General features: G+C 65.7%; 21 protein-coding genes. 16 read left to right on the top strand and 5 right to left on the bottom strand.

The window, feature by feature from the left end; all coding sequences use genetic code 11:
* The first annotated feature begins 508 nt into the window (after positions 1-508).
* Complete coding sequence (locus ABDJ40_RS19735) at positions 509-1,243, top strand: SOS response-associated peptidase (protein ID WP_347612204.1); 735 nt, start codon at positions 509-511, stop codon at positions 1,241-1,243.
* Here the strand turns inward: ABDJ40_RS19735 and ABDJ40_RS19730 are convergent.
* Positions 1,233-1,562 carry a hypothetical protein gene (locus ABDJ40_RS19730; protein WP_347612203.1) on the bottom strand — a complete coding sequence of 110 codons (330 nt, stop codon included), beginning with the start codon at positions 1,560-1,562 and terminating at the stop codon, positions 1,233-1,235. The genes ABDJ40_RS19735 and ABDJ40_RS19730 overlap by 11 nt on opposite strands.
* A 390-nt stretch (positions 1,563-1,952) precedes the next feature.
* The gene (locus ABDJ40_RS19725) at positions 1,953-2,366 is read right to left on the bottom strand and encodes a hypothetical protein (RefSeq protein ID WP_347612202.1); all 414 of its coding nucleotides are present in this window, start codon (positions 2,364-2,366) and stop codon (positions 1,953-1,955) included.
* A gap of 290 nt (positions 2,367-2,656) precedes the next feature.
* On the opposite strand from ABDJ40_RS19725, the gene ABDJ40_RS19720 reads away from it, so the two are divergent.
* Complete coding sequence (locus tag ABDJ40_RS19720; protein ID WP_347612201.1) at positions 2,657-3,271, top strand: HEAT repeat domain-containing protein; 615 nt, start codon at positions 2,657-2,659, stop codon at positions 3,269-3,271.
* A gap of 190 nt (positions 3,272-3,461) precedes the next feature.
* A complete protein-coding gene (locus ABDJ40_RS19715; protein WP_347612200.1) occupies positions 3,462-4,346 on the top strand; it encodes an REP-associated tyrosine transposase in 885 nt (294 codons plus the stop codon).
* Positions 4,347-4,431: 85 nt separating this feature from the next.
* Here the strand turns inward: ABDJ40_RS19715 and ABDJ40_RS19710 are convergent, their stop codons facing one another.
* On the bottom strand, positions 4,432-4,887 hold the full coding sequence (locus tag ABDJ40_RS19710; protein ID WP_347612198.1) for a hypothetical protein: 456 nt from the start codon (positions 4,885-4,887) through the stop codon (positions 4,432-4,434).
* A 672-nt stretch (positions 4,888-5,559) separates the two neighbouring features.
* On the opposite strand from ABDJ40_RS19710, the gene ABDJ40_RS19705 reads away from it, so the two are divergent.
* From ABDJ40_RS19705 to ABDJ40_RS19660, 10 genes are all read left to right on the top strand, one after another.
* Positions 5,560-5,943, top strand: a complete 384-nt coding sequence (locus ABDJ40_RS19705) for a type II toxin-antitoxin system RelE/ParE family toxin (protein WP_347612196.1) — start codon at positions 5,560-5,562, stop codon at positions 5,941-5,943.
* Positions 5,924-6,259 carry a helix-turn-helix domain-containing protein gene (locus ABDJ40_RS19700; protein ID WP_347612194.1) on the top strand — a complete coding sequence of 112 codons (336 nt, stop codon included), beginning with the start codon at positions 5,924-5,926 and terminating at the stop codon, positions 6,257-6,259. Before ABDJ40_RS19705 ends, ABDJ40_RS19700 begins: the two co-directional genes overlap by 20 nt.
* 153 nt (positions 6,260-6,412) lie before the next feature.
* Entirely contained in the window at positions 6,413-7,381 is a 969-nt protein-coding gene (locus ABDJ40_RS19695; RefSeq protein ID WP_347612192.1) for an IS1595 family transposase, read from the top strand.
* A 97-nt stretch (positions 7,382-7,478) separates the two neighbouring features.
* Positions 7,479-8,153, top strand: a complete 675-nt coding sequence (locus ABDJ40_RS19690) for a hypothetical protein (protein ID WP_347612191.1) — start codon at positions 7,479-7,481, stop codon at positions 8,151-8,153.
* 145 nt (positions 8,154-8,298) lie between these two features.
* Complete coding sequence (locus ABDJ40_RS19685) at positions 8,299-8,802, top strand: Imm44 family immunity protein (RefSeq protein ID WP_347612188.1); 504 nt, start codon at positions 8,299-8,301, stop codon at positions 8,800-8,802.
* 255 nt (positions 8,803-9,057) lie between these two features.
* Positions 9,058-9,288, top strand: a complete 231-nt coding sequence (locus ABDJ40_RS19680; protein ID WP_347612186.1) for a DUF4160 domain-containing protein — start codon at positions 9,058-9,060, stop codon at positions 9,286-9,288.
* Entirely contained in the window at positions 9,285-9,764 is a 480-nt protein-coding gene (locus ABDJ40_RS19675; protein ID WP_347612184.1) for a DUF2442 domain-containing protein, read from the top strand. Before ABDJ40_RS19680 ends, ABDJ40_RS19675 begins: the two co-directional genes overlap by 4 nt.
* A 167-nt stretch (positions 9,765-9,931) precedes the next feature.
* Positions 9,932-10,276, top strand: a complete 345-nt coding sequence (locus ABDJ40_RS19670; protein WP_347612182.1) for a helix-turn-helix domain-containing protein — start codon at positions 9,932-9,934, stop codon at positions 10,274-10,276.
* 68 nt (positions 10,277-10,344) lie between these two features.
* Positions 10,345-10,635 carry a helix-turn-helix transcriptional regulator gene (locus ABDJ40_RS19665; RefSeq protein WP_347612180.1) on the top strand — a complete coding sequence of 97 codons (291 nt, stop codon included), beginning with the start codon at positions 10,345-10,347 and terminating at the stop codon, positions 10,633-10,635.
* Between the two features lie 6 nt (positions 10,636-10,641).
* Positions 10,642-12,015: a type II toxin-antitoxin system HipA family toxin gene (locus ABDJ40_RS19660; protein ID WP_347612179.1), complete on the top strand. Its 1,374-nt coding sequence runs from the start codon at positions 10,642-10,644 to the stop codon at positions 12,013-12,015.
* Between the two features lie 156 nt (positions 12,016-12,171).
* Here ABDJ40_RS19660 and ABDJ40_RS19655 read toward each other — a convergent pair whose 3' ends face one another.
* Complete coding sequence (locus ABDJ40_RS19655) at positions 12,172-13,443, bottom strand: HipA domain-containing protein (RefSeq protein ID WP_347612177.1); 1,272 nt, start codon at positions 13,441-13,443, stop codon at positions 12,172-12,174.
* 297 nt (positions 13,444-13,740) lie between these two features.
* Here ABDJ40_RS19655 and ABDJ40_RS19650 point away from each other — a divergent pair, with 297 nt between their 5' ends.
* Together ABDJ40_RS19650 and ABDJ40_RS19645 are read left to right on the top strand one after the other, a co-directional pair.
* Entirely contained in the window at positions 13,741-15,399 is a 1,659-nt protein-coding gene (locus ABDJ40_RS19650) for a serine hydrolase domain-containing protein (RefSeq protein WP_347612176.1), read from the top strand.
* Positions 15,400-15,587: 188 nt separating this feature from the next.
* Positions 15,588-16,274, top strand: coding sequence for a response regulator transcription factor (locus ABDJ40_RS19645; RefSeq protein ID WP_347612175.1), 687 nt, complete (start codon positions 15,588-15,590; stop codon positions 16,272-16,274).
* Between the two features lie 18 nt (positions 16,275-16,292).
* On the opposite strand, the gene ABDJ40_RS19640 is transcribed toward ABDJ40_RS19645, so the two are convergent.
* Positions 16,293-17,420 carry a sensor histidine kinase gene (locus ABDJ40_RS19640; protein WP_347612174.1) on the bottom strand — a complete coding sequence of 376 codons (1,128 nt, stop codon included), beginning with the start codon at positions 17,418-17,420 and terminating at the stop codon, positions 16,293-16,295.
* A gap of 563 nt (positions 17,421-17,983) precedes the next feature.
* Between ABDJ40_RS19640 and ABDJ40_RS19635 the strand changes: the two genes are divergently transcribed.
* Complete coding sequence (locus ABDJ40_RS19635; RefSeq protein ID WP_347612172.1) at positions 17,984-19,549, top strand: methyl-accepting chemotaxis protein; 1,566 nt, start codon at positions 17,984-17,986, stop codon at positions 19,547-19,549.
* The last annotated feature ends 278 nt before the right edge of the window (positions 19,550-19,827 follow it).

Raw genomic sequence — 19,827 nt, 5'->3', positions numbered from 1 at the left:
ATCTGCCTCGCGCAGGATCGACACCATCTGCTCTTCCGTGAATCGACTCTTCCTCATGGGCTCCTCGTGAATTGGAGCCATCTTCTCTTGGAATCAGTGTCTCGGAGAAACCGGGCAGGTCAGAGACATGCGCGCGGCCAAGACACACTTCGATGCAGTGGCTGCCATCCCAGCGGTTGCACCCCGGGAATGGGTCAGCGATGTCCAGGCCAAAGCGAACCGCCTGGCCATGTCCTTCACATCGCTTGCAAATGCACGAGAGGCCATTGCCGTCGAAGTCGCTCAGACGCGAGAAAAGTTGGGACTTCCGAAGTTGCCGAATATGGCAGACCTATGGAACTCGCCTGGTGAGACCCCGGCCTGACCGCACACCGGCTGCTCGGCTCGGGGTCAGGCCTTCAGTTTCAAGCCCCCAGCCTCCACCCCCACGCCCTCATTTCCAAGGACATGACCACCCCGTTCGCCATGAGGACAATCTGCACGATCCGCGAACTTCCGCAGTCCCGGGATGTGCAACCTCTACCATGTCTCCCCCAAGGGCGACCTCACCACTTACTTCCGCGCCCTGCCGCCTGAGGGCCTGGTGGCCGGCCCGGTGGGGCCCTTTGGCGTGGGGGCCTTCCTCCGCATGGTCGATGGCGAGCTGCGCTGCACGCTGGGCCAATGGGGCTTGATCCGGCCCGGGCAGCCGGAGCGCGTTGACTACCTCCCGTCCAGGCCCGGCCCCGGCGGCAAGGCCCTGAAGCCGCGCCCGCGCTCGACCAACAACGCCCGCCTGGAAGGCATCGACACCAAGCCCACCTTCAAAGCCGCCTGGAAGGCCGGGCAGCGCTGCCTGGTGCCGGCGCTCTGGTACCAGGAACCCAACTGGGAGACGGGCAAGAACGTCTGGTGGCAGCTGCGCCGCGCAGACGGCCTGCCCTGGGCGCTGGCGGGGCTGTGGTCGGAATGGGTCGATCCGCAGACGGGCGAGGTGGTGCCCAACTTCACCCTCATCACCTGCAATTGCGACACCCACCCCCTGCTCGCCCGCCTGCACAAGCCGGACCCTGCCTTGCCCGCTGGCGGCCAGGACAAGCGCTCGCTCGCCCACATCGAGCCCGAGCACTGGGCGCAGTGGCTGGAGGGCACGGAGGCGCAGGCGCGGGCGCTGATCCAGCCCCCGCCCCTGGCCCTGTTCGACCTGGCCGATGCCCGGCGCACGGACCAGCTGCTGGCCCAGCAGCGCGCCGCTAGCGCCTGAGCGCCTCGCTGTCCGTCACGACGCGGCACCACCAGCTTTGGCGAAAGAGCTGCGGGGCCTTGTCGCTGAAGCCCAGGTCCTCGATGCCGGTGACGATGAGCTGCCAGCTGCGCACGGTGCGCACCTCGGCCCAGTCCAGCGGCGGCAGCAGGCTTTCGCGCTCCCGCAGCAGCGCGGCGAGCAGCGGGGTGGTGTCCTTGTCCACGGCCGGGCGGAAACGCGTGATCCACAGCTGGCCGCGGATGGGCGTGCGCATGCGCAAAGTGGCAGCCGGCAGGCGCTGGCCGCGGTGGCGCAGGGGGATGACATCAACAAGCATACTGTTTATTTATACAGTATGTTACAGGCCGGGGCGAGGGAGGAAGTCGCGGTTGCCGGGGCTGGGGGCAGTGGCTGGTGCGGCGGGGGCATGCCGTCGGGGAATTGAGGCACGGGAGCAGGGGCAGGCCTTTGATCCAAAGGCCTCCAGATCAGAAACCTGCCCCTAGCGTTGGTCGCTCCGCCCTCCAGAAGCAAGGCCTGCCGTCACCAGCAGGGATAGCGGTGTCAGGCCTTGAGTCTCAACGCCATCACCGGAGCGGCATCAAGCCTTCAATCTCAAGTCCTTCAGACTTAAGACCTCGTATCTGCCTCCGGCGACACGGGTGGGGCAGCTGGTGCTGTCGATTTCCTGAGGCCCGGCAGAGCCACTGCACATTCACTCTAGGCGTTACTTTCCATCCGCCCTGAGCCGCACACGAACCACCCCGATGAACTCGGCGATCCCTGGCACGCTGGCGTGCCGGAGGTGCCTGGCCGAAAGGATGGCGCAACCCTTGCTGCGCGCCAGCTTCTGCGTACTGCCCAGACGGAATTGCATGCGATGGCGCCTGGGCAGGCCAGGAGCGAAAAAGCCGTCCAGCAAGTCGGCGGGCGTTCGCCTGCAGGTCCCTGGGCTGAAGCCCAGGAGGCCACCATGGCAGTCAAGAAACCCGGACTGAACAGCGTCGCGATACCTCACGCCCGCGGCGCGGTAGAACCTGCTTTGGCGCTGGCAGCCCCTTCGGTCCTCTCGATACACGCGCACGTCCTGCAAGGGGCTTTTCGATCGAAAGGTCCAGATGCCGTAGGTGAGGTTCAACATGAGGGCGCTATCGTAAGCGGCCTGCCGGCCCTGTATAGCCGCCACTGCTAGCATCGCCCCGCATGAAACGATACGCCAAGTCTGTGAACGCGCGACGAAGCCTGCAAGGCCTGGGCCGCATCGCGCTGCGGCATTGGGATTCAGACCGAGGCTGGCGCGCCATCCACGAACTGCAGACACGCGGCTCACCGCAAGCCCTTGACCTCGCACGCCGCCTGGCCGCCAGCCCCGCTTGGCGGCGGCGCTGCCTGGGCCTGTACATCGCCTCCCAGCTCCGGCGAGGCAAGGGCGTGTCCGGTGTCGAGTACGCCCGGCAGGAGACCCAGCAACTCTTTCTGGCCGCCCTGGAGGATCCACAGGCGCAGGTGCTGTGTGCGGCAGTCTCAGGTCTCGGCCATCGCCCGCATCCTGAGGCCCTGCCCCGCCTGGTCGAGCTGACCACCCATCGTGACGCGCGGCTTCGCTGGCAAGTTGCCGTGACCCTCGGGGCGTACAAGGAAGCATCGGCCACCGAGGCGCTGGTGCAGCTCATGAAGGACCCGGACGACGCCGTGCGTGACTGGGCCACCTTTGGCCTCGGCTCGCTGCATGACGCAGACAGCCCCGCTGCCCGGGCCGCCTTGTGGGAAGGACTGGAGGACAACGATGCCGACGTGCGCGGTGAGGCCTTGGTCGGCCTGGCCGAACGGCGCGATCCGCGGCTCATCGACTACCTGCTGAAGCACCTGGACAGCAACTGCCTCGTCTACGACCTGGAAGCAGCGGAGAAGCTCGCGGACCCCAGGCTGCGGGCCCCGCTTCAGGCCATCGAAGGCTCGCTGCAAGCCGCTGGGCGTAAGGGCTATTGGTTCACTTGCCTGCAAGCGGCCATCGGCGCCTGCCAGCCGGGGCACGCGATCCGCTGAGGGGCGAGCAGCAAGCCTGGGCTGGCCGGCGTTGCATGAGGCCCGGGGTCAGGCCTTAAATTTCAAGTCCCCCTTCCCCCTGTTCTCCCAGCATCCTCTACCCTGCCCACGCCTCCAGTCACCCGCCTCGATTTCACTCGCATCAGGCCTTAAATTCCAACTCCGGCTGACGTTGAAATGGAGTGGCCCGATGACCCGCCCTCTGCGCATCGAATTCCCCGGTGCGATCTACCACGTGACCTCGCGCGGTGATCGCCGGGAGCCCATCTTTGATGACGATGTTGACCGGGAGCTTCTCCTGGCTATCGTCGCCCAGACCCTGCAGCGCTGCGACGCACAGATGCTGGCCTACTGCCTGATGGGCAATCACTACCACTTCGTGCTGTACACGCGCCGCGCCAATCTCTCGGTGCTGATGCAGCAGCTCAACGGCATCTACACGCAGGCGTACAACCGTCGGCATGCCAAGGTCGGGCATCTGTTCCAGGGGCGGTTCAAGGCAATTCTTGTCGATCGGGACAGCTATCTGCTGGAGGTCTGTCGCTATGTCGAGCTCAATCCGGTCCGGGCCGGCATGGTGGAGAGCCCTGGCGACTGGCAATGGTCCAGCTATCGCGCCCACTGCCTGCAATGCGATGCTCCGGGCTGGCTCGACGTGGATGGCCTGCATGGCTACCTGCTGGGCAAGGAGGCGAGCACGATGGACTTGCAGCGGCGTGCAGTGCAGCGCTATGCGGAGCTGGTAGCGGCTCCGCAAGGGCGTTCTTTGTGGGAGCAGGCGCTCAGGCAGCAGATCTATCTTGGCAACGAGGCGTTTGTTGCGCGCATGCAGGAGCAGGCGGGGAAGGGCTCTGCGTTAGATCGGTCGAACGACGTCGCCAAGGTCCAGCGTCAACAGCAGGATGAAAGGACGCTGCAGCAATACCTGGCCGTCTCGACCACACGCGAAGAGGCCCTGTGGCTCGCGCATGCAAAGTCCGCCATGACGATGACCCAAATCGGGTGTGAGTTGGGGCTGACGACAGCGCGGGTGAGCCAGTTGATCAAGAAGCATGGGGAGAGGATTGGGCCTTGAAATTTAAGGCCTGACCCCGGCTCCCTTGACCCCGGCTCCCTGACCCCGGCTCCCTGACCCCGGCTCCCTGACCCCGGCTCCCAGGTTAATCAATAAACTTGGATTCCGGCACAGAAAAAACCCCATCGAGCGAGCCAGCCCCATCAAGAAAGAGCCCCGCACTCCTAAACATAGCCCTTAGCAACTCTTTAACCTCATTCAGCCTATTTTCAAGCAATGGAGAAAAATACTTAATAGAAAACAAGCAGTAACCCTCATTTCGGACTACCACCACACCACCATCAAAACACAACAGGTACCAATTGGCCGAATCCAGGCGAACTCCCGGCAGATCCAGCAATAGCGCTCCCGACTTCTCGTCAACGACACAGTTCGCGCCAAACAAGTCATCCGGCCAGCTACTTCTCGCAGGAATACAACTTGGCGGCGAATCGCCCCAATCAGTCGAATAAGCAAGGTTCAAATCAGAATCATTCATCTTCCTAAATGAGTACATTTCACTTATCTCCAATTGATTCATTGCTTCATCGCCGACATTCACACACACATCGACGCATTAAGCAACAGCAAAGCCACCAAAATCCTGCCCATTCAGAAAAATATCCTACCAACTCAACAACACCTGTTGAAATTTTCCCGCACACACATCTTAATTAAAGCAATTTCCGAATCCTAAAATACAGCCTGACAGCTTAACTATCTCGCCACTGAACCAAACTGCTGCAATCCATTCATCAGCGAAAATCGCCGGTTCACCTCTGCGTCCATTGGAGGACCGGGGCCAGGCCTCGGGGCTCCGGGGTCAGGCCTTAAGTTTCAGGCCTTAAGTTTCAAGCCCCAGCCGCCCTCCTCACCACGGGGTCAGGTGTTGAATCCGCACTGGCGCTAGGGTCAGGTCTTGAATCTAAAGGCCTCTTCCGTGAAGGCCTGCACTCAGAACCTTCCCCCATCTTGCCGATGCCGGCGGCTCACCCTCGCCTTGCTGTTGACCCGCACACCCTAGACTGCCCCGCCGTCTTTCGTGGCTTTGGCGGGACGAAGGTCATCGAGCATCGCTTGCCCAACCCAGGCCTCTGCAAGGCACGCCCTGGGGGCGATCGACGTTGCCCCTCTGCGCAGGGTCAAGGCCTCTTGGGCTGGCCATTGACTGCGCGGCACGCGGGTCCTGCCGACCTTCCTTCCCGATTATCAATACCTGTTATGGTATAAATTCATGCTCAAGCAAGGCCCCTACAAGCCCCTCGCCTTCATCGGCAGCAGCAAGAAGGACCTGATGGCGCTGCCCCTGGAGGTCCGCAAATTCTTCGGGCACACCCTGGACTTTGCGCAGCGTGGCGGGCAGCACGAGGCGGCCAAGGTGTTGAAGGGCTTTGGCGGCGCCGGTGTGCTGGAGGTTGTTGAGAGTGATGAGGGCGGCACCTATCGCGCCGTCTACACGGTCAGGTTTCAGGAGGCGGTGTTCGTCCTGCACTGCTTCCAGAAGAAGAGCAAGCGCGGCATCGCCACGCCCAAGGAAGACATCGACCTCATCCGCGAGCGTTTGAAGGTCGCCGAAGGCCACATCAAGGAGTTGCGTGATGCCCAGCAAGAAGCCTGAACCCGCCGCCGTCGAATTCGGTTCCGGCAATGTGTTTGCCGACCTCGGCCTGCCGGAGGCGGACAAGCTCAAGATCAAGTCCGGGCTGGTGTTCGAGATCACCCGCGCCATCCGGGACCAACAGCTCAGCCAGGCCGAAGCAGGGCGACGCATGGGCATCCCGCAGCCCAAGGTCTCGGCCATGATGCGCGGCGATTTCGCCAATCTCTCCGAGCGCAAGCTGATGGACTGCCTGACGCGCCTGGGCTATGACATCGAGATCAAGGTGACGCCCGCGGCTGAGCAGGTGGGGCAGTTGTTGCTGTCGATTGCTTGACCGCAGCCCTTCGCTTGGGGCTGTTGCAGGGGGCGGGGTCAGGTCTCAAATCTATCGAGCTTCAGATTTGCCTGATTAGGCACCTAAGTCCGCTGGCTCGTCTGGTGAGCCACTAGGCGATGAAGATGGTCGCAACCCACCCTGGAGGCGACCATGTCCACCAACCGCATTCAGTTCCAACCCGGCCTGCCATTGGCAGAGTTCTTCCGGCGTTTCGGCATGCGCGCGCAGTGTCAGCAAGCCCTATTCGAGATGCGTTGGCCGAGCGGCTTCGTCTGCCCCAAGTGCTCTTTCACTCGGCACAGCCGTCACGAGCGCGGCACCCGCTTGCTCCTTCAGTGCTGCGAATGCCGCCGCCAAACCAGTCTGACGGTGGGCACAGTGTTCGACGCCAGTAAGCTGCCGCTGACCACCTGGTTTCTGGCCATCCACCTGCTCACCCAGAGCAAAACCGGAATGTCGGCCCTGCAACTCATGCGTGACCTCGGGGTCAGCTACCGCAGCGCCTGGTTGCTCAAGCACAAGCTCATGCAGGTGATGTTCGGCCAAGAGCGTGGGCGCAAGCTAGAGACGCTGGTGCAGATTGACGATGTGTTCGTCGGCGGCGAGCGCCAGGGCGGCGGCGTCGGGCGGGTCGCCCCGAACAAGGTGCGGGTGGTGGCGGCCGTGCAGTCCTCGCCCCAGGGCAAGGCGATCTACACGCGGCTGGACGTGGTGCCGAACTGGCAGAAGACGACCATTGCACGATGGGCGCTCAAAGCGCTGGCTCCCGATGCACATGTGGTCAGCGACGGGCTGGCCACCTTCGCTGCGGTCAAGGAGGTGGGGTTCACACACGAGCCCATCATCGTGAACAGCACAGGCAAGGCGGCCGGGGCCCATCCGCGCTTCCTGGCGGTGAACACGACGCTGGGAAACCTGAAGACCTGGATGGCATCGACATTCAAGGGCTTCAAGCTAAGTCACTACTCGCAGCGCTACCTGGCAGAGTTCCAGTATCGCTTCAACCGGCGCTTTGACCTGCGGGCGATATCGATCGCGCTACTGAGCGACGCCATTGGCTCCCAGCCCTGGCGGCAGGCTTCATTGAGGCAGCGGATGCCAGCGGAGATAGGTGCCTAATCAGGCAGATTTAAGGTCTGCCCCCGACTCCCGAGCTGCTGTTATAAGGTCGCCCAGAGTGCAGAGCAGCATCTAGGGGATACAAACTTCATTCGACATGGCGACCTCATCGCAACATTCTCGATTGCTGACACTTGCTGCCCGCGAGCACCTCGGGTCCATCGGGTGCACGCAGAAAGGGCGTTCTCGCTTCTGGTTCGACGACCACGGATGGTGGGCCGCAACAGTCGAGTTCCAACCCAGCTCGTGGAGCAAGGGCAGCTATCTGAACGTCGGAGCCATGTGGCTCTGGCATCCGGCGGATCACTGGGTCTTCAATGAGTTCGATCGTGTTGAACCGTTCCACGAGTTTCACGACGACGCTCAGTTTCACTACGTTGCCGCCCAGCTCGCCGAGCACGCGGCAGCTGAGGTACATACGCTTCGCCGGAAGTTCGATTCGGTTGAATCCGTTGCAAAGCACTTGATGAAAAAACCGGCCGAAGGGCTCTGGCCCAACTATCACGCAGCGATTGCGGCATCGTTGATTGGAGACATGCGCGCGGCCAAGACACACTTCGATGCAGTGGCTGCCATCCCAGCGGTTGCACCCTGGGAATGGGTCAGCGATGTCCAGGCCAAAGCGAACCGCCTGGCCATGTCCTTCACATCGCTTGCAAATGCACGAGAGGCCATTGCCGTCGAAGTCGCTCGGACGCGAGAAAAGTTGGGACTTCCGAAGTTGCCGAATATGGCTGACCTATGGAACTCGCCTGGTGAGACCCCGGCCTGACCGCACACCGGCTGCTCGGCTCGGGGTCCGGCTCGGGGTCAGGCCTTCCGTTTCAAGCCCCAGCATCAGGAAACCGCGGGCAGGCCATCAATCCAAAGTCCTTCGCCTTGCGCCAGTGCCTCAGCTACCCCCACGGGCTGCTCAAATGAATTTCCACATCCGCACCACCACCGGCGGCGAGGTCATCTTCGAAGGCTTTGCAACTACGCCCGCCACCGTCTACTACGGCGGCCCTCCCCCTGAAACTGGCCGCTGGCGCGTGGACATTCCGGCCTTTGAGGCGCACTGCGCCCGGCATCTGGCCCCCGTCAGTTTCGGCGCGTCCATCGACACCTTTTTCTTCGGGCTGGAGATCGCGGAACTGGACGGCTGGGGAGATACCTTCACCGCCACCCGCACTTACACCAGCTACCGGCCCAAGATGCGGGCCCTCGTGTCGGTCGGGCAGATCGAATGGGCCGAGGTCAAGCATTTGCCCTGCGCCGAGCAGGTCGCGGCACTGTGGGCCGCGCTGCTGTCGTCCATCGAACGCGTGGCCAGCATGAAGCGCCGGCCCAAGGACTTCGATGCTGAGGCGCTGGCCTCCGCCGTCCGTCTGATCATGGCCAGCAGCGACGCTTCCATGTTCGCCATCACCCACGCACAGTAGCCGGAGGCAGGTCTTGAATCTGAAGACCCCCACAGTTAAGACCTGCCCTGCATGCCAGGCCCACCAAAGCCCGCCGAAGGCTCCCCACACCTGAGGACCCAGTGCCCGTCCTGCTCCTCTCAGGCTGCAAAGCCTTCCCTACACTCCCCCCACCGCAGCACCTCACCGGCCTTCCCTCCCCGCGGCACGACGGAAGCTCCGCATTGCACGATGCAATCATTGCATCAGTGCACTCATTGCACCATACTTCCTGCCATGCCAACTCTGGCTCAGCTGAACACCTGCAAGATCGCCATGTTTGCCGCAGACCACAACCCGCCGCACTTCCACCTGATGGCTCATGACGGCAGCAAGGCGCTGGTGGAGATCAAAGGCCTGACCGTGATCCGCGGCAAGGTGAATGCCACCGCACTGAAGGAGGCGCTCAGCTGGGCTCGTCAGAACGCAGGCGCCCTCGCCGCCCGCTGGAAGGAACTCAACCCATGAGCAAGCATTTCACCCTGAGCAAGGTGAAGGTCCTGGACGGTCTCAAGCTCGCCCTGGTCTATGCAGACGGCGAAGCGCTGACCGTCGACCTGGCGCCCCTCGTCAAGCGCCACAAGACGCTGGCCCCGCTGCGCGATGCGGCGGTGTTCAAGAAGCCCAGGATCACCGACGGTGGCGAGACCCTCACCTGGGCCGGCAATGACGAGCTGCAGCTGGCCGCAGACAACCTGCGCGCCCGCGCCATCGAGCAGGCGGGCGGCGTCTCGCACGAGTTCATCTGGCATTGGATGGACAAGCACCAGCTGACCCTGGACCAGGCCGCGAAGCACCTGGGGCTGTCCCGGCGCATGCTGGCCTACTACCGCAGCGGCGAGAAGCCGGTGCCGCTCACGGTGGGGCTGGCGTGCCTGGGGTGGGAGACGCTGCAGCAGCAGGCGGGGGCGGCCCATGAGGGGCACTTTGCGATGGCGGGGTGACGGGGTGCCGGCATCACCAGGGGCTGGACAACAGTAAACCCTGGGCATGGGGGCACAGCCTTCGACTGCATGGCTCCAGACCGGCCAACGGCGGTCGCCCAAGGAAGACATCGACCTCATCCGCGAGCGTTTGAAGGTCGCCGAAGGCCACATCAAGGAGTTGCGTGATGCCCAGCCAGAAGACTGAACCCACCGCCGTCGAATTCGGTTCCGGCCATGTGTTTGCCGACCTCGGCCTGCCGGGGGCGGACAAGCTCAAGATCAAGTCCGGGCTGGTGTTCGAGATCACCCGCGCCATCCGGGATCAGCAGCTCAGCCAGGCCGAAGCGGGGCGACGCATGGGCATCCCGCAGCCCAAGGTCTTGGCCATGATGCGCGGCGATTTCGCCAATCTCTCCGAGCGAAAGCTGATGGGCTGCCTGACGCGCCTGGGCGATGACATCGAGATCAAGGTGACGCCTGCGAAAAGGCAGATCGGACAATTGCTGCTGTGGACAAAAGCTGCAGATTGACGATACAGCTTTTGATAAGTAAATTTCAAAAACAGCGCATAAGCTGTAAGTTCAAAATACAGCCTTCAATGCGTACAGACCAATTCACGGTGCGGACCCCCGATCAACTGCCGGCCTTGCTACGCGCCTTCCGCAAGCAGGCGGGGCTGACGCAGGCTGAAGTAGCGCTGCGCCTGGGGGTGACGCAGCAGACCTACTCCGCCCTGGAGCGCAATGCCGACACCGTGGGCTTCGACAGGCTCCTCAAGCTGCTCAACCTCCTGGGCGTGCAGCTGAGCCTCGGCACGCCCGCACCCGCGCCCACGCAGCCGGTCCCGGGCGAGCAGGCGGGCACCGGCGGCGAACCGCCACAGTGGTGACGCCCCATGGCACGCAAGCGACCTCGCGCCCTGCAGCTGTGGATGAACGGCACCCGCGTGGGCACCTGGACCCTGCCCTCCCACGCGCCGGACATCCTGCAGTACGACCCGCAGTGGACGCAGTCGCCGGCCGGGCGCCCGCTGTCCCTGTCCTTGCCGTTCACGCCCGGGAATCAGCCCCTGCGCGGCGATGCGGTCAGGGCCTACTTCGAGAACCTGCTCCCTGACAGCAAGGACATCCGCGAGCGCATGGCCCGCCGCTTCGGCGTGAGCGCCAGCAGCGCCTACGAGCTGCTGGCCGAGGTGGGCCGGGACTGCGTCGGAGCGCTGGAGATCCTGCCGGAAGGGGCTGTGCCCACCGGCACCGGCCCGCTGCAGGCACGCCCGCTGGACGAGGCGGAGGTGGCCCAGGTCCTGCGCTCGGCGACGATGCCCCAGAGCCTGGGGCGGGCGGATGACGTCGACTTCCGCCTCTCGCTCGCGGGCGCCCAGGAGAAGACCGCGCTGCTGCAGCAGGAGGGCCGGTGGTTCATGCCACAGGGCAGCACGCCCACCACGCACATCTTCAAGCTGCCGCTGGGCCTCATTGGCGGCCTGAAGATCGACATGAGGCACTCGGTCGAGAACGAGTGGCTGTGCTCGATGATCCTGAAGGCCTTCGGCGTGCCGGTGGCCGACTGTTGGCCGGCGCAGTTCGAGGACGTCAAGGTGCTGGTGGTCGAGCGCTTCGACCGCGCCTGGCTGAGCAACCTGGGCCAGCAGCGCCGCCTGCTGCGGCTGCCCCAGGAGGACCTGTGTCAGGCGACCGCCACCCCGCCGTCGATCAAGTACGAGGCCGACGGCGGCCCCGGCATGGATCGCCTCATGACGGTCCTGGGCGGCTCGGTCACACGCGAGGAAGACCGGCGCATCTTCTTCAAGGCCCAGCTGCTCTTCTGGCTGCTGCGTGCGCCCGATGGCCATGCCAAGAACTTCAGCCTGCGCCTGCTCGCCGGCGGCCGCTACCAGCTCACGCCCCTCTACGACGTGCTGTCGGCCTACCCTGTGCTGGGCACCGGGCGCTCGCAGCTGTCGCCGTTCAAGGTGAAGATGGCCATGGCCGTGCGCTCGAAGAACCCGCACTGGGAGATGCGGGGCATCCTGCGCCGGCATTGGCTGGCCCTGGGGGCGAGGTACGGCATCACCACCGAGGACGGACGCCCGGCCGCCGAGCTGATCGACGAGATGATCGAGGCGGTCCCCCAGGTGGTCGACACCGTTCAAGCCGAGCTGCCGCCGGGCTTCCCGGACGAGGTCGCGAGCAGGATTCTGAAGGGCCTGCTCGACGCTGCGCAGCGGCTCAAGAACCCTGCCCCTTCGAATCCCGGCGGGCCGGGCTGACGGGGGACGTCACCCATGGAGCCAGGAGCAGCGCCGGGCCAAAACAAGGTCTCGGCCATGATGCGCGGCGATTTCGCCCATCTCGCCCATCTCGCCCATCTCTCCGAGCGCACGCTGATGGACTGCCTGCCCCGGCCAGGCCATGACAGATCGCGCTCACCCCGGCACCAAGGGCCCCACAAACGCCCTCGCCCTCTCCAGATTCCTCCCCGCCAACGCCTTCATCTCCGCCGACACCGGCACGGCCAGCACCTCCTCCTGCGCCGCCCGCCAGAAGCGCTCGGCCGCCTCCGCCGCGCAGCGCCACACCTCGGGCTTGGCGCCGATGCTGCCGATCTTGGGTTCGATGGGCGTGAGCTCCGGATCCACGCCGCCGCCCAGGGAGGCGTAGCGCATGGGCAGGATGTCGTAGGCCGGGGCCAGGCCCTGGAAGGCGCCGTCCTCGCCGATCAGCAGGGAGATGTTCTCGAAGTGGCGGTCGCTGTTGCCGATGAGCTCGCTGAAGGCGGCCAGGGTGTCCACGCGGCGCACGTCCTCGGCGCTGAGGAAGCGGGCCTGCGCGCAGCGGGCGGCGAAGGGAGACCAGGCGTCGCGCTGGCCGAAGTATTCGTCGTCCACCGCCCCGGCGGAGAGCAGGCCGATGCGGCCATGCGGCCCCACGCGGTCAAAGCGCCGGACCTCCAGGAAGACATAGCCACCCGCAGCAAGCAGCGCCGAATGGCTGGCGGGAATGCCCACCTCCTGCAGCGAGCGCAAGGCCAGGTGCTCCAGGGGCAGGAGATCGGCCATGCGGCTGCCCTGCTTCGCGAACTTCACGATGACGGGGCCGGCGTCCTGCGTCTGCCATAGGAACTTGGGCTGCTCGCCGCCAGCGCTGGAGCCGTAGGCCGCGCCCTTGAGCTGGGAGGCCATTGCGACGTAGGCGTCCAGCTTGTGCTCGGCCGGCGTGGGGGGCCGCGCGCGGAGGTCCAGCTCGCGCTGCAGGGCCGTGTCGCCAAAAACCAGATTGCCGGGCAGGTTCAGCCCCCAGGTGAAGAGCCAGGCCACGCGGTGGTCGTCGTTCCAGTCCCGCAGGCTGGCGGGGAAGCCGGAGGCCCGGGCCGCCTCCTGCGCCTGCTGGCGGCCGAGGAAGCCGGAGGGCGCGGCGAAGGCCATGTAGGGCGGCAGGCCCTCGTAGAGCCGCGCGACGCCGCCGCGGCGCTCCAGCGTGGCGCCGCCGGCCAGGAACTCCAGCTCGGCAAAGGGCTCGATGCTGCCGCTGCCCAGGACGCGGTAGATGCGCTGGCGGGCGCTGAGCCCCTGGGGCAGCTCGCGCAGCAAGGCGTAGCGGGGCGTGCGGTCGCCCTTGATGCGGAAGCTGGTGACGGTGTGGGCCAGGCCCTGAATAGTTCGAGACAGCGTCGGCTGGCTCACGCCCAGAGCGGCCATGAGCTGGGCAGCAGACCGCGGCCCTGCTCTGAGGGAGCGCTCGATGTCCCGGGGTGGATCCCCGAGGGAAAGACGCTGCCGGGTGCTCATCTGAATTCCTGATGAATAGTTCGATGAATTATCCCTGAATGCATCCGCCAGATCAAAATCGCGGGTAGCACCCCCTGCCATCGCGGCCGGCCTGTCCCCCCGCCCGCGCAGTCCGTCGCACCGCCGCTGCAGGCATGCCGGCCGATCGACATAGTCGCGCCCCATGCCATGGCAGCCGCCAGTGCAGAACAACGACGAGGAGACCCCATGCCTGCATCCACCCCGCGCCTGCGCGCCCTCCCCCTGCTGATGGCCACCAGCCTGGCCCTGGCCACAGGCACCACCCGCGCCGCCGAGATCGACACCGCCAAAGTCGACGCGGTGTTCGCCGCCTTCACCCCGCAGACCCCCGGCTGCGCTCTCGGCGTCTATCGCGAGGGTCAGGTCTTGCTGGCGCGCGGCTACGGCCTGGCCGACCTGAACCACGGCGTGGCGATCACACCCGAGACGGTGTTCGACATCGGCTCCAGCTCCAAGCAGTTCACGGCCCTGGCCGTGCTGATGCTGGCCAAGGACGGCAAGCTGAACCTGCAAGACAAGGTGTCCAAGCACCTGCCCGAGCTCCAGGCCCTGGGCCAGCGCTTCACGATTGACCAGATGCTGCACCACACCGCCGGCCTGCGGGACTACAACGAACTGATGGAGATAGCCGGTCACGACTTGGGCGACGTCACCAGCTCCGACGACGCGCTGCGCCTGCTCGCCGCCCAGCAGGGCCTGAACTTCGAACCGGGCACGCGCTTCAGCTACAGCAACAGCGGCTACTTCCTCGCCGCCATGATCGTCGAGCGGGTCAGCGGCCAGAGCCTGGACGCCTTCCTGCAGGCCCGCGTGTTCAAGCCCCTGGGCATGACGGCCACCCATGTGCGCACGGACCACACCGTCGTGGTGCCTCACCGCGCCACCGCCTATCGGCCCAACGGACCGGAAGGCTTCGCGATCGACATGTCCAACTGGAACCAGCCCGGTGACGGTGCCGTCCAGACCCATGTCCGCGACCTCGCGCGCTGGGACGCCGAGCTGGCCCACCCCAAGGTCATCGACCCGGCCCTGCTCAAGGCCATGCAGACGCCGGGCAAGCTGGCCGATGGCTCGCCCATCTCCTACGGCCTGGGCCTGAGCATGGACAGCTACCGCGGCCTGCCGCGCGTGCAGCACGGCGGCGCCTGGGGCGGCTACCGCGCCATGGTGATGCGCTTCCCCGAACAGCGCCTCGGCCTGGCGCTGACCTGCAATGCCGCGCAGGCCAGCACGCCGGCGCTGGCCCAGCGCGTGGCTGACGTCGTGCTGGCCGGCCAGTTCAAGGACACCCCTGCGGCCCAGGCCGCCCCGAGCGCAGCGCCCGCGGGCTTCGATCCCGCCGTCTTCGTCGGTCTCTACGAAGGCGAGCCGGGCGACATCCTGCGCATCGAGAAGCAGGCTTCGGGCGCACTCGCCATGCGCCGCGCCGGGGGTGGTGCGGCCCTGCGCGCTATAGGCCTGCGCCGCATGCAGAGCCACAGCGGCATCACCCAGCTGGACCTGGCGGACGATGGCAAAACGCTCACGCTGACGCGCAACGACGACCCCAAGCCGGTGCCCTTCAAGCGCCTGCCGGACTACCAGGCCGGTGCCGCCGAGCAGGCCTCGCTGACCGGCCGCTACTACAGCGCCGAGGTCGGGGCCGAGTGGACGCTGTCGAGCAAGAAGGACGGGCTCACACTCAAGGGCCCAGGTGCCCAGGAGGCGCAGGTGTCCGCCCTCAAGGCCGACCTGCTCGAGGGCCCAGGCTTCAGCCTGCGCGTGGAACGCGACGCCAAGGGCGCGCCGGTGGCGCTGGTCTATGACAGCGCCCGGACGCGCGGCCTCAAGTTCGTGAAGCGCTGAAGGCTGGGGCGGCATGGGGGCTGCTTGAAAACGTCCTCGGCTCCGCCCTGGCAGGTGCCAGGTCTTGCTGCCGCCACCGGCACGCGCCAGTCAGCCTGAGCGCCTGCGGCTGCCCGCCTCCTGACGCGAGGGCACGGACCCTCCGGCGATTCACGCTAGGATGTCCGACCCATTGACGCTAGGCACCCATGCTGCCCAAAACTCTGGCCCTGATCGACGACGATCGCGAATACAGCGACGGCCTCTCCCGCTACCTGATCGAGCGCGGCATTGCCGTCGACACCTTCGCGGACAGCAATGAGCTGCTCGCCTGCCGTGACCCCTACCGCTATGACTTCTACGTCTCGGACTTGATGCTGCCGGGGGTGGATGGCGTCGATCTCATCAAGATCCTGCGCATGCGCACCAACGCCGGGGTCCTGGTGGTGTCCGGCCGCCTGGCCAGCGACACCTTCAAGCAGGTGGTCACGGCCGGCGCCGACATGTACCTGGCCAAGCCCGTGCAGTTCGAGCAGGTCGAGATCGCGATCGAGGCGGTCTGCCGGCGGGCTTCCCCGGAGAGTACGCAGCACAGCGAATGGTTCTTTGACCGCCGCGACGCGCTCCTCGTGGCCCCCGACGGCGCGCAGGTCGAGCTCAGCGAGGTCGACGTCATCCTGCTGGAGTGCTTCATCGAGGCCCAAGGCGATTTCGTGTCACGGGACACGCTGCTGCAGCGCCTGGGCCGCACGGGCGGGGGCGAGGCCTCAGGCGGGCTCAACGCCATGATCTTCAGGCTGCGCCGTCGCATCGAGCGCGCCACGCCCGCGGCGGTCCCGCTGCAGACGAAGTCGGGCGTGGGCTACGCCTTCAGGGCGCCGCTCACCTCCCGTTAGCCTGCGGGGCGGCCCGGATCAGCTGTCCGTCTGGCAGATGGTCAGCCTGAAGGTGGTGCCTTGTTCACCGGTGCTCAGCACTTCGGCGGTGCCGCCGTGCAGCTGCATCACCTGGCGGACGATGTAGAGGCCCAGTCCGTTCCCTGAGCCCTTGCCGCTGCCGCGGGCGCCCTTGGAGAACAGGGTGGAGGCCAGGCTCGTGGGAATCCCCGGCCCTTCGTCCGTCACGTCGATCAGCAAGGCCAGCGGATCATCCGAGTCCGAGATGCGAAGGACGACCGGCGACGCTGGCGGGCCGAACTTCAGGGCATTGGCGATGAGGTTGCGCAGCGCCAGGCGCATCAGGCTCATGTCCAGCATGGCCGTTCGCGTCGCGGTGGCCCTGCGCACCTGCACCCGTGCCCGCTCACTCTCGGACATGTCGCCGATGGCGACGGCGATCAGGGCGTCGATATCGGTGTCCGTCTTCTGGATCGGCGCGGGACGGGCCAGCAGGGCCGCCACGGCCAGCGTGTTGTCAATGCTGGACTGCACCTGGCCCAGCACGGACTGCGCGCGTTGCAGCTGGTCAATCACCAGGTCCTGCCCCAGGTTCCTGAGCAGGCGGTGGGCTGTCTGCATGGCCGCGGAGGCGTTGTTCAGCGGCTGGCGCACTTCATGCGCCAGCACCTCCAGCATCTCCGTGCGCTCAGAGAGCAGCGTCTGCAGATGGCTGGCGTGCTCCTCGACCTGATGCCTGAGAGCCTCTTCGCGCCGCAGGGCCGCCTGGGTTTGCTTCAGCTGCGTCACTTCCGTGACCTGCACCAGGAAGCCGCGCACCGCCCCCCCGACGATATCGGAGATGTACTCAGCCAGGCTGTGCCGCTCAACGCCGTCCGGCCCGGAAATGATGCGTTCGAACACCTGCCGCTCGCCGGCCAGGGCGGCCCGCATATGGGGCTCATTCAGAGCGAACAGCGCCGGCCCGAGCAGGTCCCGGATGGAGGTTCCCAGGAGATTGCCTGGATTGACGCCAAACCAGCGCTCATAGGCACGGTTGGCGAACCGGCAGTGAAGGTTCTGGTCCCAATACGCCAGCATGGACGGCACCCGGTCCACCAGCAGGCGCATGTAGTAGTCAGGTCCACCGTAGGGTTCGTCGTTCATACCTTGGAAGTCTCGCTGAAGGGCGGGCATCTGCGCCGCCATTGTCGCCAGCCCAGGGCAGAGCCCGCCCGAGTCGAGCCAGGATCCCGGCCACCCAGCGGCCCTGCGTCCCGCACCGCCACGCATGCAGCGCCCCGTGCCCCCTTCCCGAAACCCGCACCCGGACGGTCAAGTCACAAGGCATCCGGATGATCTCCGCCTGATTCCGATCAGAAATTGCGCACTAGTGCACTTGTTTGATGTTCAGCGAATTTATTCGCCAACAAATGTAAACAAGCTTTGCTGCATCATGGATCAGCGCTCCAGCACAGGAGCCGACTCAGCCCAGCACGCAGCCGCTGAAGCGTGCCATGCCGGCCCGCTCTTGCCAGGAGCCGCCCCATCAAGCCCGGCATGGCAGCGGAAGCGGAGAGTGGCAGCGCTGGTCAGCTCCCGGCATGGGGCCCGCTCGGCCGGACAGGCTGTCGCTCCTCGCGGCCATCAGCAAGGCCGGGGCGACAGACAAGGATCTATCGGGCTCACGCATCAACACGCGCCAAGCAGGGCAGAAGTACGGAGTGGACATGTCAATTCAATCTCTCTCGGTCAAGGCCAAGCTCGCATCCGCGTTCGGACTGCTGTGCTTCATCTTCGTCATCGTGTCGATACTCGCCCTGAACGCCCTTTCGACGGCCAGCGAGAATTTCGCTCACTTCGTCCAGGGAACCAATGCGCGGCTGCTGCTTTCATATGAAGCCCGTACCGCCGTCGAAATGCGTGCCATCGCAGCAAGAGACCTGGTCAATGCGCCCGCCAGCGACGTGCAGACCGTCAAGTCCGAGGTCACAAAAGCCCATGTGAAGGTCACCAAGGATCTTGAAGACCTCAGCAGGCTGGTCGGCGATCCCCGCGTCACCGAGCCGGAGCGGAAGCTGTATGGGGAGCTGGCCGAGGTGGAGCGCAAGTACGCCCCGGTTGCCCTGGCCATCGTCGAGCTGGCCAGCAATGGCCAGCGCGAGGCGGCGGTGGCCAAGATGAACCAGGAATGCCGCCCTCTTCTTTCAGCGCTGGTGAAGGCCGCCCAAGCCTACCGGGACTACTCCGCCACCCATTCGTCCGAGCTCGTCGAGCAGGCGGCGCAGGCCTATTCCGCCAAGCGTTCCGCCTTGCTGATTGCCTGCCTGCTCACCGCCTGCGCGGCGATTGTTGCCGGGTATGCCATCACCCGAAGCCTCAGCCGTGCGCTGGGTGCGGAACCCGGTGTGCTGGGGCAAATTGCCCAGAAGGTCGCCGCCGGGGACCTGAGCGCCATCGAGGCCGGCAATGTCCCGGACGGCAGCGTCATGCATTCGCTGGTGGGCATGCAGCAAAGCCTCGCGAAAATCGTGGGCGCCGTGCGCAACGGCAGTGAGAGCATCGCCACCGGCACCTCGCAAATCGCAACAGGCAATGCAGACCTGAGCCAACGCACGGAAGAGCAGGCAAGCAACCTCCAGCAAACCGCAGCCTCGATGGAACAGCTGGCGGGCACCGTCCGGACGAGTGCTGAAACGTCGCGCGAGGCCAATCGCCTGGCCTCGGATGCCGCGGGGGCGGCCCTCCGCGGTGGAGAGCAGGTGGGCCAAGTCGTCCACGCCATGCGCGAGATCGCAGAGTCCTCCCACAAGATTGCGGACATCATCAGCGTCATCGACGGCATCGCCTTCCAGACGAACATCCTGGCCCTCAACGCCGCGGTCGAGGCCGCCCGCGCAGGCGAGCAGGGACGCGGCTTTGCCGTGGTCGCCGGCGAGGTCCGCACGCTGGCTCAGCGCAGCGCCCAGGCCGCCAAGGAAATCAAGGGGCTGATCACGGCCAGTGTCGAACGCGTGCAGGCGGGCTCCGCGCAGGTGGATCTTGCGGGGCAATCGATGCAGGAGATCGTTGAACAAGTGCAGCGGGTCAGCGCCATGATCAGTGAGCTGTCCACCGCGGCGAGCGAGCAGTCGCAGGGCATCAGCCAGGTGGGGGATGCCGTTCACCAGCTGGACCAGGTGACTCAGCAGAATGCAGCGCTGGTCGAGGAGACGTCCGCCGCGGCGGAAAGCCTGAGGGTCCAGGCCGCACAGCTTTCTCAGGCGGTCAGCGTGTTCCGGATCAGTATGGCGTGACCCGCATGACGGCCCGTGGGCCCGAGCGCCTCTGATGCGCCGGCCTCCTGACGCCACCCCGGCGAGCGGGTGCAGGGGCGGCGCCACGCGCAGCGGAGAGACAGGCGGGGCGCAAGTGCCGCCCAGGAGGAACGCCGACGGGGCGTGATGGCCGCATGAACGGCATGAACGGCATGAACGGCATGAACGGCGTGGCGTGCGCCGTGCTCCGCAGCTGCGGCCCCTGCCCCTGCCCCTGCCCCTGCGACGGCGGAGGCCGGCAGGCCGGGCCGCATACA

Origin of the sequence: Roseateles flavus, from assembly GCF_039872765.1 — a bacterium.
Taxonomy (GTDB): Bacteria; Pseudomonadota; Gammaproteobacteria; order Burkholderiales; family Burkholderiaceae_C; genus Roseateles_B; species Roseateles_B flavus.
This window is presented reverse-complemented; position numbering and strand designations above follow the sequence as displayed.